Source organism: Halomonas sp. KAO (assembly GCF_015595025.1).
In the GTDB taxonomy this organism is placed as follows: domain Bacteria; phylum Pseudomonadota; class Gammaproteobacteria; order Pseudomonadales; family Halomonadaceae; genus Halomonas.
In genome coordinates, this window is sequence record NZ_JADNRL010000019.1 from 887,512 (window position 1) to 904,309 (window position 16,798).

A 16,798-nucleotide genomic window follows, 5' to 3' on the forward strand; every position below is an offset into this window, starting at 1 on the left:
TATGACCACGCCCTTTGTTCATCTGCGCGTCCATACCGAATACTCCCTGGTCGACGGCCTGCTGCGCCTCAAGCCGCTGGTCAAGCAGGCGGCCGGGCTGGGCATGCCGGCACTGGCCGTTACCGACGAGGCCAACCTCTTCGGGCTGGTCAAGTTCTATACGGCCGCCCAGGGTGCCGGTCTCAAGCCGATCATCGGGGCCGACCTGTGGCTGACCAACCCTCATGATGACGCTCACCCCTATCGGGTGACCCTGCTGGCCATGAACGAGGTGGGCTACCGGCATCTGACCGAGCTGATCTCCCGGGGCTGGATGGAGGGGCAGCGGCTGGGCCAGGCGTTGCTCCAGCGTGACTGGGTGCTGGAGCGCAGCGAGGGGCTGATCGCGCTCTCCGGTGGGCGAGAGGGGGAGGTGGGACGCCACCTGCTAAGCGACCATCCCGATGAGGCTCGAGAGATCCTGGCGCAGTGGAATGAGGCCTTCCCCGGTCGCTTCTATCTGGAGCTGATGCGCACCGGTCGCCCGGGCGAAGAGGAGTGCCTGCACCTTTCGGTGGAGCTGGCCGCCGAGACCGGTACCCCGGTGGTCGCCACCAATGACGTGCGCTTCCTCGAGAAGGAGGACTTCTGGGCCCACGAGACACGCGTGGCCATCGGCGAAGGCAAGGCGCTGGATGACCGGCGTCGCGAGAAGAAGTATACCGAGGAGCAGTACCTGAAGAGCCCCGAGGAGATGGCGGCGCTGTTTGCCGACGTCCCCGAGGCGCTGACCAACAGCGTGATGATCGCCGCCCGCTGCAGTGTCGAGGTGCGCCTGGGCGAGATCTTCCTGCCCGAGTTCGAGATCCCCGACGGGCTGACCCAGGACGACTATTTTCGCAAGGTCTCCCACGACGGCCTCACCGAGCGCCTGGACTTCCTCTTTCCGCCCGAGCAGTACCCACGGGATGGTGCCGAGTACGCCGAGATCGATGCCCGCTATCGCCAGCGGCTCGACTTCGAGCTCGAGATCATCATTCAGATGGGCTTCCCCGGCTACTTCCTGATCGTGATGGACTTCATCCAGTGGGCCAAGGACAACGACGTGCCGGTGGGCCCCGGACGCGGCTCCGGTGCCGGCTCGCTGGTCGCCTACGCCCAGAAGATCACCGATCTCGACCCCATCGGTTACGACCTGCTCTTCGAGCGCTTCCTCAACCCCGAGCGGGTCTCGATGCCCGACTTCGACGTCGACTTCTGCATGGAGAAGCGCGACCGGGTGATCGACTATGTGGCGGACCGTTACGGGCGCGACGCCGTCTCCCAGATCGTCACCTTCGGCACCATGGCGGCCAAGGCGGTGGTGCGTGATGTGGCGCGTGCCCAGGGCAAGCCCTACTCGCTGGGCGACAAGCTCTCCAAGCTGATCCCCTTCGAGGTCGGCATGACGCTGGCCAAGGCGATCGAGGCCGAGCCGGCGCTCAAGGAGTTCCTCGACAACGACGAGGAGGCCGCCGAGATCTGGGAGATGGCCCTCAAGCTGGAGGGCATCACCCGGGGCACCGGCAAGCATGCCGGTGGCGTGGTGATCGCACCGACCAAGCTCACCGACTTCTCGCCACTGCTCTGCGACGAGGACGGCTCCGGCCTGGTGGTGCAGTTCGACAAGAACGACATCGAGGATGCCGGCCTGGTCAAGTTCGACTTCCTCGGCCTGCGCACCCTGACCATCATCGACTGGGCGCTGGAGATGGTCGACAAGGTGCGGGCCGTCGAGGGGCAGGGGCCGCTGAACATCGATACCATTCCGCTGGACGATGCGCCCACCTTCGAGATGCTCAAGCGCGCCGAGACCACGGCGGTGTTCCAGCTCGAATCCCGCGGCATGAAGGAGCTGATCAAGCGCCTGCTGCCTGACTCCCTTGAGGACATGATCGCCCTGGTGGCGCTGTTCCGTCCGGGGCCCCTGCAGTCCGGCATGGTCGACGACTTCATCAACCGCAAGCATGGCCGGGCCGAGATCTCCTACCCTCACCCGGACTACCAGCATGAACTGCTCGAGCCGGTGCTTGCCCCCACCTACGGCATCATCCTCTATCAGGAGCAGGTGATGCAGATCGCCCAGGTGATGGCCGGCTACAGCCTGGGGCAGGCCGACATGCTGCGCCGGGCCATGGGCAAGAAGAAGCCCGAGGAGATGGCCAAGCAGCGCGCCGGCTTCATGGAGGGGTGCGAGGCCAACGGTATCGATGCCGACCTTGCCGGCAATATCTTCGATCTGGTGGAGAAGTTTGCCGGTTATGGCTTCAACAAGTCTCACTCGGCGGCCTATGCACTGGTCTCCTACCAGACGGCGTGGCTGAAGGCGCACTATCCCGGCCCCTTCATGGCGGCGGTGATCTCCACCGAGATGGATAATCTCGACAAGGTGGTGCCGCTGATCGAGGAGTGTCGCAACCTCGGGCTGACCGTGACGCCACCGGACGTCAATGTCGGCAGCTACAAGTTCAGCGTCGATGAACAGGCGCGGGTGATCTATGGCCTGGGAGCGATTCGCGGTGTGGGCGAGGGGCCGATCGGCGCCATCGTCGAGGCTCGCGAGGCCGGCGGCCCCTTCACGGACCTCTTCGACTTCTGCCGCCGTATCGATCCCAAGCGCATGAACAAGCGCACGCTCGAGGCGCTGATTCGCTCCGGCGCCCTGGATACCCTGGGGCCCAATCGTGCGGTGCTCACCGCCGCCCTGGACGATGCCCTCAAGGCCGCCGCCCAGACCCAGACCAACCAGAGCCTGGGCATGATCGACATGTTCGGGGAGGCCTTTGCCGAGCCCACCGAGGAGGGCGACGCCTACGCGGAGTATCGCGGAGTGCGCGAATGGAGCGACAAGCAGCGTCTCTCCGGTGAGAAGGACACGCTGGGTCTCTACCTGACCGGCCACCCCATCGATGAGTATGAGAAGGAGCTGGAGCGCTTCGTCTCCACCCGTATCGCCGACCTCAAGCCCTCCCGGGAGCCCCAGCGCGTCGCGGGGCTGGTCGTGGGGGTGAGGACCATGAAGTCCAAGCGTGGTGACACCATGGCCTTCCTGACCCTGGACGATCGCACCGGTCGCATCGAGGCGTCGCTGTTCGGCGAACTCTTCGACCAGATGCGTGGCCAGCTCGAGACCGAACAGGTGCTGATCGTCGAGGGCGAGGTCTCCAGTGACGACTACTCGGGAGGACTTCGCCTGCGTGGCAAGGAGGTCACTCCCATGGTCGCCGCACGAACCCGCTACGGTCAGGCGGTGGAGCTCTCCCTGGATGGCTCGGCGGTCAACGGGCGGTTGGTCGACTCGCTACGTGCGAGCCTCGACCCTCACCGCGATGCCGAGGGGCTGCCGGTTCGGCTACGCTATCGCAATGCCCAGGCCACCGGCTGGCTGGAGCTTGCCGAGGAGTGGAGGGTCTCCCCGACCGACGAGCTGCTGATCGGCCTGCGCGAGGTCCAGGGCCAGGATGGGGTGCGACTGAAGTATCGCTGACGCCGCAAGGTGCCGGGCTCGCAGCTATCCACGGCGCTTCTCGCCCCTGTTCCTGCCGCCTTGCGTGTCGCGTTGAGGGTGCGATAATGCCTGTCACTTTCCTTTATACGTGCCGGTCGTGCCGCTTGTGGCGGCCGGCAGAACACCATAAGGCCAGCCGCCAATGAATCCCAACTATCTCGACTTCGAACAGCCCATCGCCGAGCTCCAGGCCAAGATCGAGGAGCTCAGGCTGGTCGGCAACGACAGCCAGGTCAGCCTCAGTGACGAGATCGAGCGCCTCGAGGAGAAGAGCCGCAAGCTCACCGAGTCGATCTTCAAGGACCTCACCCCGTGGCAGGTCTCGCAGCTCTCTCGGCATCCCCAGCGTCCCTACACCCTGGACTACCTGGAGCACGTCTTCAGCGATTTCGACGAGCTTCACGGCGATCGTCGTTTCGCCGATGATGCCGCCATCGTCGGCGGGGTGGCACGCCTCGACGACCGCCCGGTCATGGTGATCGGCCACCAGAAGGGGCGTGATGTCCACGAGAAGGTACGTCGCAACTTCGGGATGCCGCGTCCCGAGGGGTATCGCAAGGCGTGTCGACTGATGGAGATGGCCGAGCGCTTCGGCATGCCGGTGCTGACCTTTATCGACACCCCCGGCGCCTACCCCGGCATCGACGCCGAGGAGCGGGGCCAGTCGGAGGCCATCGCCTACAACCTGGGCGTGATGTCGCGCCTGCGCACGCCGGTGCTGGCCACCGTGGTGGGCGAGGGTGGCTCCGGCGGGGCGCTCGCCATCGGCGTCTGCGACGAGCTGGCCATGCTGCAGTACTCCACCTACTCGGTGATCTCCCCCGAGGGCTGCGCCTCGATCCTGTGGAAGAGCGCCGACAAGGCGTCCGATGCGGCCCAGGCCATGGGGATCACCGCCGAACGCCTCAAGGAGCTGGGACTGGTCGATACCCTGATCCCCGAGCCCCTGGGCGGCGCCCACCGCCAGCCGGAAGCCACCGCCGAGCGCGTCAAGGAGGCCTTGCTGGCTAGCCTGGAGCGTCTCGATGCCATGGATACCGATGCCCTGCTGGAGCGTCGCTATCAGCGCCTGATGAGTTATGGAGCGCCGGCGTAACGGCTCGCCTCCGGGTGCCGGCATGGACCTGCAGATCTTGATCGACAACGCCCTGGCGCAGACTGCGCCGGGGCGTTGTGTATGGGTAGCCCTCTCCGGTGGCCTGGACTCCTCCCTGCTGCTGACCCTGGCCGCCGATGCCTGTCGGCGTCATCCCCGTCCCCTTCGCGCGATTCATGTTCACCATGGCCTGCAGGCCGCCGCCGATGATTTCGAGGCACACTGCCGGGTGCTGTGCGAGCGCCTTGAGGTGCCGCTCAGCGTGGCGCGGGTCGATGTCGACCTTGCCACCGGCCAGGGGCTCGAGGGCGCCGCCCGAGAGGCGCGCTACGCGGCCTTCCATCGGCATGTGGCGCCAGGCGAGAGCCTGATGCTGGCCCAGCATCGCGATGATCAGGCGGAAACGCTTCTGCTCGCCGCCCTGCGCGGGAGCGGGGTTCGCGGCCTGGCCGGCATGCCTGCCGAGCGAGACTGGCGGGGTCGGCGTCTGCTGCGCCCGTTGCTGGAGACCTCCCGAGCGCGACTCGAGGCCGAGGCGGCTCGCCGTGGCCTCGCCTGGACGGAAGATCCCAGCAACGCGGTTAGCGATCAGGATCGCAACTATCTGCGCCATGCCATCCTGCCGCGTCTCGCCGAGCGCTGGCCCCAGGCCACTCGATCGCTGGGGCGCAGTGCGGCGCTCTGTGCCGAGGCCGATGGCTTGTTGGGGGAGCTGGCGGAGCTTGATCTGGCCTCCCTGAACGGCGATCCGGGCTGCCTGCCCCTCGATGGCCTGGCCCGGCTGTCGTCGCCGCGTCGTCGCCTGCTGGTGCGTCACTGTTGTGGGCGGTTGGGGCTGGTGCTACCGCCGGCGCGTCGCCTGGAGAGCCTGCTGGCGCAGCTGCATGCGCGCCGGGACGCCGAGACGCGAATCACCTGGCGTGGTGGCGAGGCGCGAATATGGCGAGGTCATCTGTATCTGATGGCGCCGATGCCCCCTCTCTCGACTTCATGGCAGGTGGAGTGGGATGGCGCCTCGCCGCTCGTCACGCCCTACGGTCACTGTGAGGTCGCGCTGGCGGGGCCGGAGGGGGGCGAGCAGCGATTGAGGGCCATGCCGCGCCGCGGTGGCGAACGCCTGCGCCTGGCCGGGCGTGGACGGCGCGATCTCAAACGGTTGCTTCAGGAGCTGGGAGTGCCGCCCTGGGAGCGCGCGCGGCTGGTGGTGATCCTGGCGGGGGAAACGCCGGTGGCGGTCCTCGCGCCGGACGCCGGGCGCTGGCTGGCGCTGGCCGAGGGGTGGCAGGCGGCCGCGCCCTAGCCGTGCAGCCCCACCAGGTCGTAGAGCACACCTTCGCGCAGGGCGCCATCGGTGTAGTCCATCTGCTCGAGCCCGAAGGCCTCGAAGATGGCACCAAGTATCGCCATGCCCGCCGGGAAGACCCGTGCACGATCGGGCTTCAGCCCCTCCAGGGAGACCCTGTCCAGATGCTTGAACTTGATCAGCCGGCGGCGCAGTTCGGTCAAGCCCCCACGGGTGATCTGCCCCTCCCGGCAGTCACCACTCTTCGCCAGCACCGCGGCGGCGGCCTGGAGGGTGCCACTGGTGCCAATCGCCCGCTGCCACCCCAGTTCTCGATAGGCCGGACAGATCGCGGCCAGCTCGGAGAGGGCGGCCAGCTCGGCCCGACGCATGCGCTGCTCGGTGATCTCGCCGTCGGCGAAGAAGCGGCGAGAAAAGGTCACGCAGCCCATGCTCAGACTCTCCAGCGCCAGCGGCGCGAAGCCTTCGCCGATGATGACCTCGGTGGAGCCGCCACCGATGTCGGTGACCAGTCGCCTGTTGGCTGGTCCGAGAGTCTGGTCGGCGAGGTTACGGTCGGCGAGGGCATGGGCGGCGCCCAGGTAGATCAGGCGTGCCTCCTCGCGGCCGGAGATGATCTCGACCCGGTGCCCCAGGCGGGTCCTGGCAAGCTCGATAAAGGTCCCGCTGTTGGTGGCTTCGCGCAGCGCGCTGGTACCCACGATGCGCAGGTGGCGCGGCGTGACGCCCTCCAACAGGGGGGCAAAGTGTTCCAGGCACCGCAGGCCCCTTGCCATACTGGCGTCGTCGAGGGTGCCGCTATCGTCGAGACCCGCGGCGAGCTGCACCTTCTCGCCGAGGCGCGAGATAATCTGCAGGCGGTGGTTCCGGTAGCCGGCCACCAGCAGATGAAAGCTGTTGGAGCCCAGGTCGATGGCGGCCAGGCGGGGGGCGCTGGTGCCATCCTGGGCGAGGGGAGCCGGGTCCTGTGGCGAGGTCATGAATCTTCCTTCGACGGGTCTCGAAAAAGGGTGCTGCCAAGCCGCGGCGCTGTCAATCGCCACGAATGGCAGGGCTTGCGTTCATCGGCGGGCTTGTCTAGTATCGAGGCGTTCGCCTGTTCCAAATGCTTTCCGACCGAACCGGCGATTCGTCTCGGTCACTTCCAAGTCGTCAGACAGCCCACTGCATCAGATCGTGTTCCCGGCCTAGCGGCCCCGAACCCCTGATCAGGCGAAATGAACCTGCTTCCTCGCTCTCGCTATCGGTTCGGCAGCCCCGTGCGGCCGACCGCCCATGGCCATACGACGCATCATGTCCAGAGGTAGCCTGTCCGGGCTCTGAACGCACCTACAGGGCGTCTACTTCTCGCCTCCTGTCGCTTTTCCTCACGGCGCATGCCGCCCGGCTTACCAAGAGCAACGTCTGAACACACCGATGAATCTTACCGAACTCAAGCAAAAGCCCGTGCCGGAACTGCTGGAGATGGCCCGCGAGATGGGCATCGACAACCTGGCACGTTCTCGCAAGCAGGACATCATCTTTGCCATCCTCAAGAAGCACGCCAAGAGCGGCGAGCCGATCTATGGCGATGGCGTGCTGGAGATCCTTCAGGATGGCTTCGGCTTCCTGCGCAGCGCCGACAGTTCCTACCTGGCCGGGCCCGATGACATCTATGTCTCGCCGTCACAGATTCGCCGCTTCAACCTGCGCAAGGGCGACTCCATCTCCGGCAAGATTCGCCCGCCCAAGGAGGGAGAGCGCTACTTCGCCCTGCTCAAGGTCAGCCAGATCAACTTCGATCGGCCGGAGAACGCCAAGCACAAGATCCTGTTCGAGAACCTCACGCCGCTGTTCCCTCAGGAGCGGCTGCGCACGGAGATCGGCAACGGCTCCACCGAGGATCTCACGGCGCGGATCATCGATCTGGTGGCCCCCATCGGCAAGGGGCAGCGCGGCCTGCTGGTCTCTCCGCCCAAGGCGGGCAAGACGCTGATGCTGCAGAATATCGCCACCTCGATCACCCGCAACAACCCCGAGTGTCACCTGATCGTGCTGCTGATCGACGAGCGCCCGGAGGAGGTGACCGAGATGTCACGCACCGTGCGCGGCGAGGTGGTGGCCTCGACCTTCGATGAGCCACCGGCACGCCATGTGCAGGTCGCCGAGATGGTGATCGAGAAGGCCAAGCGCCTGGTGGAGCACAAGAAGGACGTGGTGATCCTGCTCGACTCCATCACCCGTCTGGCGCGTGCCTACAATACCGTGGTGCCGAGCTCCGGCAAGGTGCTCACCGGTGGTGTCGATGCCCACGCCCTCGAGAAGCCCAAGCGCTTCTTCGGTGCGGCGCGCAATATCGAGGAGGGCGGCAGCCTGACCATCATCGCCACCGCGCTGGTCGACACCGGCTCCAAGATGGACGAGGTGATCTTCGAGGAGTTCAAGGGCACCGGCAACATGGAGGCGCACCTCGATCGCAAGCTGGCCGAGCGTCGCGTCTATCCGGCGATCAATATCCGCCGTTCCGGTACCCGTCGCGAGGATCTGCTGGCCTCCGAGGACGAGATGCAGCGCATGTGGATCCTGCGCAAGCTGCTCAATCCCATGGAGGATACCGCGGCCACCGAGTTCCTGATCGACCGCCTCAAGGATACCAAGACCAACATCGAGTTCTTCGAGGCGATGAAACGACGTTGATTCTGGCCATGGCGCGGCTAACCCGGCGACAGGCCTGCGAGGGGGCGCTGTAAACCCCTCCCTGGGCGCTACCGATGCCGTCCCTGGCATAGGACCCCCTCTTCGACCTGTCCCCGGCGCCGCTTACACTGGCAACTCATCAGACCTATTCAAGGGGCGTGCTATGCTGCCCCTTTCGTCATTCTGGGATCGGGAAGTCCGAATGAAGTACAAGGATCTGCGCGAGTTTATCGCTGCCCTGGAGGCTCAGGGAGAGCTCAAGCGCATCAGCGCCGAGGTGGACCCCTACCTCGAGATCACCGAGATCTGCGACCGCACCCTGCGCGCGGGAGGTCCGGCCCTGCTGTTCGAGAACGTCAAGGGCCATGATATGCCGCTGCTGGGCAACCTCTTCGGCACGCCGCGCCGGGTGGCCCTGGGCATGGGCCAGGACTCGGTTGCCGCCCTGCGTGAGGTGGGTGAGCTGCTCGCCTTCCTCAAGGAGCCGGAGCCTCCCAAGGGCTTTCGTGATGCCTGGGACAAGCTGCCGATCTTCAAGCAGGTGATGAGCATGGGGCCCAAGAGCGTGCGCTCGGCCCCGGTGCAGGCGCTGGTCTACGAGGGAGAGGAGGTCGATCTCGACCGCCTGCCGATCCAGCACTGCTGGCCCGGTGATGCCGCACCACTGGTCACCTGGCCGCTGGTGATCACCCGGGGGCCCCACAAGAAGCGCCAGAACCTGGGCATCTATCGGCAGCAGAAGCTCGGCCGGAACCGGCTGATAATGCGCTGGCTCTCCCATCGTGGCGGGGCGCTGGACTTCCAGGAGTTCCAGCAGGCACACCCCGGCGAGCCCTTCCCGGTGGCGGTGGCGCTGGGGGCCGACCCGGCCACCATCCTGGGTGCGGTGACCCCGGTGCCCGACTCGCTCTCCGAATACGCCTTCGCGGGGCTGCTGCGCGGCTCGCGCACCGAGCTGGTCAAGTGTGGCCATGTCGACCTGGAGGTGCCGGCCTCGGCGGAGATCATCCTCGAGGGCTTCATCTACCCCGATGACATGGCGCCGGAAGGCCCCTATGGCGACCATACCGGCTACTACAACGAGGTCGACAGCTTCCCGGTATTCACGGTGACGCGCATGACCATGCGCGAGAATGCCATCTATCACTCCACCTATACCGGACGCCCCCCCGATGAGCCGGCGATCCTGGGCCTGGCGCTGAACGAGGTGTTCGTGCCGATCCTGCGTCGACAGTTCCCGGAGATCGTCGACTTCTATCTGCCGCCGGAGGGGTGCTCCTACCGCATGGCCGTGGTGACCATGAAGAAGCAGTATCCCGGTCACGCCAAGCGGGTGATGATGGGTGTCTGGAGCTTCCTGCGCCAGTTCATGTACACCAAGTTCGTGGTGGTGCTCGATGACGACGTCGATGCCCGGGACTGGAAGGATGTGATCTGGGCCATCACCACGCGCATGGACCCGGCCCGCGATACCGTGATGGTGGAGAACACGCCCATCGACTATCTGGACTTCGCCTCGCCCGTCTCGGGCCTGGGCTCCAAGATGGGCCTGGATGCCACCAGCAAGTGGCCCGGCGAAACCGACCGCGAGTGGGGCGAGCCCATCGTCATGGACGAGGCCGTCAAGGCCCGCGTCAGCGAGCGCTGGAACGAGCTGGGCATCGAACTCCCCGACAACACGACCCCCTGACATGCGTACGAGGATTTCATGACCCCAAGGATCCTGACCTGCCCGGTCACCGAGGTCGAGGACCTCAGCCAGGACGTCTTCCGCGTCCGACTCGACGGACGCGCCGAGGCGGCCGCCCACGACCCCGGCCAATATCTGGAGCTCAAGCTCGCCGAAGAGGTCTGGGTGCCGTTCTCCATCGCCAATGCCTGGCGTGGCGACGGCGAGATCGAGCTGCATATCCAGCACTGGCCGGAGCGCGGCAACTCCGTGCGGCTGCGCGAGCTGGTCAAGGTGGCCAACCACCTGACCCTGCGCCTGCCTGGCGGTGACTGCGTGCTCGACCCCGACAGTCGGCGGCCGTTGCTGCTGATCGCCGCCGGTACCGGCTTCGCCCAGTTGAAGGCGCTGGTCGAGGGGGCGCTGGCCGCCGACCCCGAGCGCGAGATCGCCCTGTGGTGGGCGGCGCGGGAGGAGCGCGATCTCTATCTGGAGAGCCTGCCCCGGGAGTGGGCCGAGTCGCATCGCCACTTCCACTTCCACCCGGTCACCGAGGTGGCCCCGGCGCTGCCCTGGGCCGGCGAACGGGTGGTTGGGCATCACGGCCGCATCGACCAGGCGCTGGCCAATGGGCTCGAGGATGTCTCGGAGCAGGATGTCTACCTCTCCGGTTCACCGGGCATGGTCTACGCCTGCGTCGATGTGCTGGCCTCGTTGGGCCTGTCGCCCTCGCGGGTGTTCTCCGACGTGTTCGCCTATGCGCCCCGCGACCCCATCGTGCCCACCGCGGGAAGCCTGCGGCATGAGGCCGGTGCATGAGCGCTTCGCCGATCCTGATCACCGGCGGCGCTCAGCGGTTGGGTCGCCACTGCGCCGAGCAGCTGATCAACGACGGCCATCCGGTGATCATCAGCTATCGTCGCGAGCGACCCGAGCTCGAGGCGCTGCGCGAGCGAGGTATCGTCACCCTGCAGGCCGACTTCGCCAGCGAGGCGGGTATTCTCGACTTCCTGGCGCGGCTCAAGCGCGAGACGGCGTCGCTGCGTGCCATCGTGCATAACGCCAGCGACTGGGCGCCAGACTCCTGTGGGGAGGAGGCGGGGGCGACCTTCGAGCGGCTGTTCCGGGTGCATATGCAGGCCCCCTATCTGATCAACCTGCACGCCCGGGGGTTGCTCGAGGCGTGCAGCGAGCCCCAGCGCGATATCGTGCATATGACCGACTACGTGGTGCAGAAGGGCTCCCGGAAGCACGCGGCCTACGCCGCCAGCAAGGCGGGGCTCGATAACCTGACCCTCTCGTTCGCCGCCATGTACGCCCCCGATATTCAGGTCAACGCCATCGCCCCGGCGCTGATCATGCTGGGTGAGGATGATGACGAGGCCTATGCCGAGAAGGCGCGTGCCAAGTCGGTGATGCAGAAGGTGCCCGGCCCCGGGGTCATCTATCAGACCCTGCGCTACCTGCTCGACAACCGCTATGTCACCGGCGCTACCCTGCCGGTGGATGGCGGTCGCCATCTGCGCTGAGCCTGCAAAAAGATCAGCAGAGTGCGACCATCGGCGCCGTGCCGGGGGGCGTCATCTTCGCTAGAATAGTGCCTTACCCTGATCCAATATCCTGACGCAATCGAAGGAGCGACACATGGCGGGACATGACGAGAATTTCAGCGACAACAGCGGCCTGCTGTCCATCATCATGGGCCTGATCGTGCTGGTGGCCATGAGCTGCCTGCCGGCCACCATCGGCTGGTACCAGCTGTTCGCCGGCTGAACCATTCGGCCTTTAGCGTGATGGGCCTTGTCAGCCCTGCCGCGATGCGGCACGATAAAGCGACTGCACAGGAGAGACCCATGACCGCATCCGCCACCCACCGCTTTCACCATCACGCCGCCAGCGAGCGTGTGGTATCGCTGTGCGCGGCTACGGGCGGTTTCTGGTATGGCTATTTTATGACCGGTGTGCCGGCGGCCATGTCCTGAACGCGCAAGAGACGACATCGCCGGAGGCACACCCCCAGGGCCGCCTCCACCAGAACCCCCGGACGGCAGCCCCGCCCGGGGGTTCTGCGTTCCAGGCTACCCGACACCATCACGGCCACGTCGCCCGACAGCATAGTAGACATCGAGGAGAGAACCATGACCGCATCCATCGCCATCCGCCAGACCCTCTGCTGCGTGGGCTATTACGGCTACTGGCGATTTAGCGAGCTGCGGTCGGCTCACTCCGCCACATCCGACCGTAGCGAGATCGGTGGCATCCGACAAACACGATGTATGACCGCTACCCGGAGTTGATGACGCCATGAATGCGACCCTTGCCGCCGCCCCCCTGAACGATTCCCTGCGCCCCGCCGTCCATCCCGCTCGAGTGTTGCCCACGCCCGGCGATCTGTGCCGTGAGCTACCGCTCGCCGCTGGTCTGAAGCGCCGCGTCGAGAGCCAGCGCCGAGCCGTGCACAATATTCTTGCCGGCCACGATGATCGCCTGCTGGTGGTGGTCGGCCCCTGCTCCATCCACGACCCCCGGGCAGCCCTGGAGTATGCCCAGCGGCTGGCAGAACTATCGGCACGAGTGGAAGACCGCCTGCTGCTTGTGATGCGGGTCTATGTCGAGAAGCCGCGCACTACCGTGGGATGGAAGGGGCTGGCCTATGACCCCGGCCTCGACGGCACGGGGGACATGGCTCGCGGCCTCGAGGTCTCGCGCCGGCTGATGCACGATGTGACGGCACTGGGCCTGCCGGTGGCCACCGAACTTCTGCAGCCGATGCTGGCGCCCTATCTGGAGGATCTGCTCTCCTGGGTGGCGATCGGCGCCCGTACCACCGAGTCCCAGCTGCACCGTGAGCTGGCCAGTGGTCTCGCGGCGGCGGTGGGCTTCAAGAATGCCACCGGCGGTGATATCGGCGTGGCCCTGGATGCCATGCGTGCCGCGGCTCATCCCCATAGCCATTTCGGCATGGATAGCGAGGGGCGGCCGGTGATCCGCGATACCGCGGGCAATCCTTACACCCAGCTGGTGCTGCGCGGCGGTCACGGCGAGCCCAACTACCAGGCGCACCATGTTCAGGCGGCTCGTCGCGCCCTGGAAGAGGGTGGCCTCTCCCCGCGGCTGATGGTGGACTGCAGCCACGCCAACGCCCGCAAGGATCATCGCCGCCAGAGCGAGGTGCTGCTCGACGTGCTGGCACAGCGCCAGGCCGGCGAGACGGCGATCACCGGAGTGATGCTGGAGAGTCATCTTCACGAGGGCAAGCAGGCGCTGGAGCCGGGGCGCTTACGCCACGGGGTGTCGGTCACCGACGCCTGCATTGGCTGGGAGACCACCGAGCATCTGCTGCTCTCCGCCGCCGAGCGCTTGAGGTAGCACACGAGGCTGATCCGGCGACAGGCCCCGGGGTGCCGGACCATCGAGGGGGCGCTGTAACCCCATCCCTGGGCGCTACCGATGCCCTGCTTCGCTCTCGCGTCCTGCTCCGCTTGCAGGACCTGTGCTGACCATCCATGGCCAGCCCGTTCGAAGCAGTGCTTCTCACCCCTGGCATAGGCCCCCCTCTTCGGCCTGTCCCCCGGCGCCACTCACCTGTAGTGGCACTGCGTGGTGGTACATCGTCCGCACTGTACCCTGGGTGGCGATGCCGGGATAATGCGCCCGATTCCCGACTCGTTACCCAGGAGAGCGCCATGTCGTTTCACTTCGAGGAGCACGACCCCGAGACTTACCGCCGCAAGGGTCGCCTGATCAGCCTGGCCATGGCGGCCCAGCTGGTGGTCTTCGGACTGCTGTTTTCCCAGTTGCTGCAGGCCGCCTTCGACGGCGGCTTCTGGCTCAATGTGTTGGGGGTGGTGCTGGGCCTGATATCGACCAGCCTGGTATTTGCCGTGGTGCGTGAGCGCCCCTGGATGGCGGAGGTGCGTTATGCGTGGCAGCTCAAGCATCACCTCGCACGGGTCAGCGGCTACCTGCCGGGGCTGCGGCGTGCCTCCGAGGAGGGCAATGATACCGCCCTGGACCTGCTCGCGTTCTACCACCAGGGCATGCTGCAGCTAGCCGACCTCAACGGTCGCACCCTGGATGATGATGGCGAAGCCGTTGCCGAGCGCCTGAGGGTGCGTCAGGCCCGGGAGGAGCGGGGCCTGCCCGAGCGCGTCGAGGGGTTCGACCCCCACGACCTCGCGGCCTTCCGCAAGGGATAGCTCGAGCGTGGCCGCCTGACAGGCGGCCAGGGTGTCGCCTCCCTTCCGGTGGTTCATCGTACTGTCACCTCTATCGCCTAGCCTGACCTCGTTAGCTGGAAGCGACTGACGCTCCCCCCACCCGACGAGGAGAGCAGCATGAGCAAGGAAATCGAGGATCACCGCGTCCTGAATCCCGGCACCAACGAGCCCTTCGCCTCCGTTCTCGAGCGTCATGTCTCGCGGCGCAGCGTGATGCGTGGCGGCCTGGGGCTGGCGGCCGCCTCGATGCTGGGTTTCGGTGGGGCCGCTCGGGTGCTGGCTTCGAGTGTCGACCAGAAAACGCCACTGGCCCTGGCCTTCGAATCGGTACGCGGCTCGTGCACCGACGCCGTGGTGGTGCCGCCGGGCTATACCGCCCAGGTGCTGGTGCCCTGGGGCACATCGCTCGCCGAGGAGACCCAGGGGTGGCATGACGGGCTGCCCATGACCGCGGAGCGTCAGGCCACCAGCGTGGGCATGCACCATGATGGCATGCATGGCTTTGCGCTGGATGAGTCGACGGCCTCCCGGCGCTTCGTGCTGGCGCTGAACAACGAGTATATCGACCAGCAGGCGCTGTGGGCGCCTGAGGGAGGCCCGACCAATGCTGAGGAGGGTGTCCGCCCCGCCGAGGAGTCGCGCACCGAGATCAATGCCCATGGCGTGACACTGGTGGAGGTGGAGGCGTCCGCCGATGGCCACTGGCGCCATGTGCCAGGCTCCCCCTATAACCGTCGGCTTACCAGTGCGTCCGTGATGGATATCGCCGGACCGGTCGCCGGCAGCGACTATGTGCGTACGCGCTTCTCGCCGGAGGGCAGGCTTGCCCGCGGCACCAACAATAATTGCGGCAACGGCTTCACTCCCTGGGGCACCTACCTGGCCTGCGAGGAGAACTGGCCGAATATCTTCGTCAATAGCGGCGAGCGCTTTCGGGACGATGCTCGCATCGGGGTCCCCACCCGGCGTTCCCGCTATGGCTGGGAGACCTCGGCCGGTGACCCCACCGAGCGGAACGACGAGTTCGCCCGCTTCGATATCACCCCGCGGGGCGCCGATGCCCGCGAGGACTATCGCAACGAGGCGCGCACCTTCGGTTACCAGGTGGAAGTCGATCCCTACGACGGCTCTCGCCGAGCCATGAAGCGCACCGCGATGGGGCGCTTTCGTCACGAGGGCTGCTGGCTCGGCAAGCTTGAGCCGGGCAGGCCGGTGGTCTTCTACTCCGGGCACGACGCCCGCAACGAGTATATCTACAAGTTCGTCTCCGCCGCCGCCTGGGAGCCGGCCGATGCCAACCGCCCCGGGGAGGCCTACGACCGGCTGGCCATCGGGGCCAAGTACCTGGATCACGGCGTGCTGTATGCCGCGCGCTTCGATGCCGACGGTCGAGGGGAGTGGTTGCCACTGACCCCGGAGGCGAAGACCGTTGACGGTCGCCGCCTCCACCAGGCCCTGGGGCTGGCCGCCGACGATCTGGCAGGCATCATCATCAATACCTGCGACGCCGCCGATCTGATGGGGGCCACGCCCATGGATCGTCCCGAGTGGGCCAGCGTGGATCCCGCCTCCGGCGAGGTCTATATCACCCTGACCAACAACAGCCAGCGCACCGGGGAGGGGAGCGAGTCGACCTTCACCAATGGCGGCGGTGCGGTCGAGGAGCCGGGTGTGGGGTTTGCCACCGCTCCGACCAACCCCGCCAATCCGCGACCCGACAACGGTGCGGGACATATCATCCGCTGGCGGGAAGGCGATGGAGTGACTCGCTTCGCATGGGAAGTGTTCGTCTTCGGGGCGGCAGCCGCCGATAGCGACAACCCCTCAGGGCTGACCGAGATGAAACAGTTCGCCAGCCCCGATGGCCTCTGGTACGACGACCGTGGTGATGGGCAGGGGATCCTGTGGATCCAGACCGATAACGGCTACGCGGGGGTCGCCGAGCACACCAATGATCAGCTGCTGGCGGTGGTGCCGGGGGCCCTGGGGGTGGGCGGCGAGCAGGCCGTGGTGACTGCCGATAACCAGCAGCACCTCAAGCGCTTCGCGGTGGGGCCCAATGGCTGTGAGGTCACCGGGATTTTCGCCACCCCGGATAGGACGGCGCTGTTTATCAATATCCAGCACCCGGGCAACTGGCCGGCCTCGGAGGATGCCACCGAGCAGGCCCGGGGCAGTGTGCGGCCCCGGGCGTCTACCGTGGTGATTCAGAGGCAGGATGGCGGCCAGATCGCGGTATAGCGCGAGTCGGCAGGTCATCGGCGTCGGCCGGGGGCGCCTGTTGCCCGGAGGCCGACGCCTGAAGCCG

12 protein-coding genes and 1 pseudogene are annotated in these 16,798 nt (G+C 66.5%); 12 read left to right on the top strand and 1 reads right to left on the bottom strand.

Translation table 11 applies throughout. From position 1 onward, the window contains the following. The first annotated feature begins 1 nt into the window (after window position 1). The 3 genes from dnaE (at window position 2) to tilS (ending at window position 5,922) form a co-directional block, all read left to right on the top strand. Window positions 2–3,505, top strand: a complete 3,504-nt coding sequence (gene dnaE / locus IOC61_RS10390; protein WP_195688738.1) for a DNA polymerase III subunit alpha — start codon at window positions 2–4, stop codon at window positions 3,503–3,505. A 163-nt stretch (window positions 3,506–3,668) separates the two neighbouring features. Continuing rightward, a complete protein-coding gene (accA, locus tag IOC61_RS10395; protein ID WP_132042827.1) occupies window positions 3,669–4,622 on the top strand; it encodes an acetyl-CoA carboxylase carboxyl transferase subunit alpha in 954 nt (317 codons plus the stop codon). Between the two features lie 22 nt (window positions 4,623–4,644). Continuing rightward, a complete protein-coding gene (gene tilS / locus IOC61_RS10400; protein WP_195688739.1) occupies window positions 4,645–5,922 on the top strand; it encodes a tRNA lysidine(34) synthetase TilS in 1,278 nt (425 codons plus the stop codon). Window positions 5,923–5,930: 8 nt separating this feature from the next. Here the strand turns inward: tilS and IOC61_RS10405 are convergent. Further along, window positions 5,931–6,905 (bottom strand): annotated as a pseudogene (locus IOC61_RS10405) (exopolyphosphatase); the annotation flags it as partial. A gap of 436 nt (window positions 6,906–7,341) precedes the next feature. Between IOC61_RS10405 and rho the strand changes: the two are divergent. The 9 genes from rho to IOC61_RS10440 all read left to right on the top strand — a co-directional run bounded on the left by rho (window position 7,342) and on the right by IOC61_RS10440 (window position 16,731). After that, window positions 7,342–8,601, top strand: a complete 1,260-nt coding sequence (rho, locus tag IOC61_RS10410; RefSeq protein WP_132042821.1) for a transcription termination factor Rho — start codon at window positions 7,342–7,344, stop codon at window positions 8,599–8,601. Window positions 8,602–8,803: 202 nt separating this feature from the next. After that, window positions 8,804–10,291: a 4-hydroxy-3-polyprenylbenzoate decarboxylase gene (ubiD, locus tag IOC61_RS10415; protein ID WP_195688741.1), complete on the top strand. Its 1,488-nt coding sequence runs from the start codon at window positions 8,804–8,806 to the stop codon at window positions 10,289–10,291. Between the two features lie 18 nt (window positions 10,292–10,309). Continuing rightward, window positions 10,310–11,089: an NAD(P)H-flavin reductase gene (locus IOC61_RS10420; RefSeq protein ID WP_195688742.1), complete on the top strand. Its 780-nt coding sequence runs from the start codon at window positions 10,310–10,312 to the stop codon at window positions 11,087–11,089. Then, the gene (gene folM, locus IOC61_RS10425; RefSeq protein ID WP_195688743.1) at window positions 11,086–11,799 is read left to right on the top strand and encodes a dihydromonapterin reductase; all 714 of its coding nucleotides are present in this window, start codon (window positions 11,086–11,088) and stop codon (window positions 11,797–11,799) included. The genes IOC61_RS10420 and folM overlap by 4 nt, the downstream gene beginning before the upstream one ends. 115 nt (window positions 11,800–11,914) lie before the next feature. After that, entirely contained in the window at window positions 11,915–12,043 is a 129-nt protein-coding gene (locus IOC61_RS17795; RefSeq protein WP_267491292.1) for a hypothetical protein, read from the top strand. 80 nt (window positions 12,044–12,123) lie between these two features. After that, entirely contained in the window at window positions 12,124–12,252 is a 129-nt protein-coding gene (locus IOC61_RS17800) for a hypothetical protein (RefSeq protein WP_267491293.1), read from the top strand. Window positions 12,253–12,574: 322 nt separating this feature from the next. Then, window positions 12,575–13,639, top strand: a complete 1,065-nt coding sequence (locus IOC61_RS10430) for a 3-deoxy-7-phosphoheptulonate synthase (protein ID WP_195688744.1) — start codon at window positions 12,575–12,577, stop codon at window positions 13,637–13,639. 317 nt (window positions 13,640–13,956) lie between these two features. Beyond that, window positions 13,957–14,469, top strand: coding sequence for a DUF3087 family protein (locus tag IOC61_RS10435; RefSeq protein WP_195688745.1), 513 nt, complete (start codon window positions 13,957–13,959; stop codon window positions 14,467–14,469). 138 nt (window positions 14,470–14,607) lie between these two features. After that, on the top strand, window positions 14,608–16,731 hold the full coding sequence (locus IOC61_RS10440) for a PhoX family protein (protein WP_195688746.1): 2,124 nt from the start codon (window positions 14,608–14,610) through the stop codon (window positions 16,729–16,731). Window positions 16,732–16,798 lie beyond the last annotated feature (67 nt).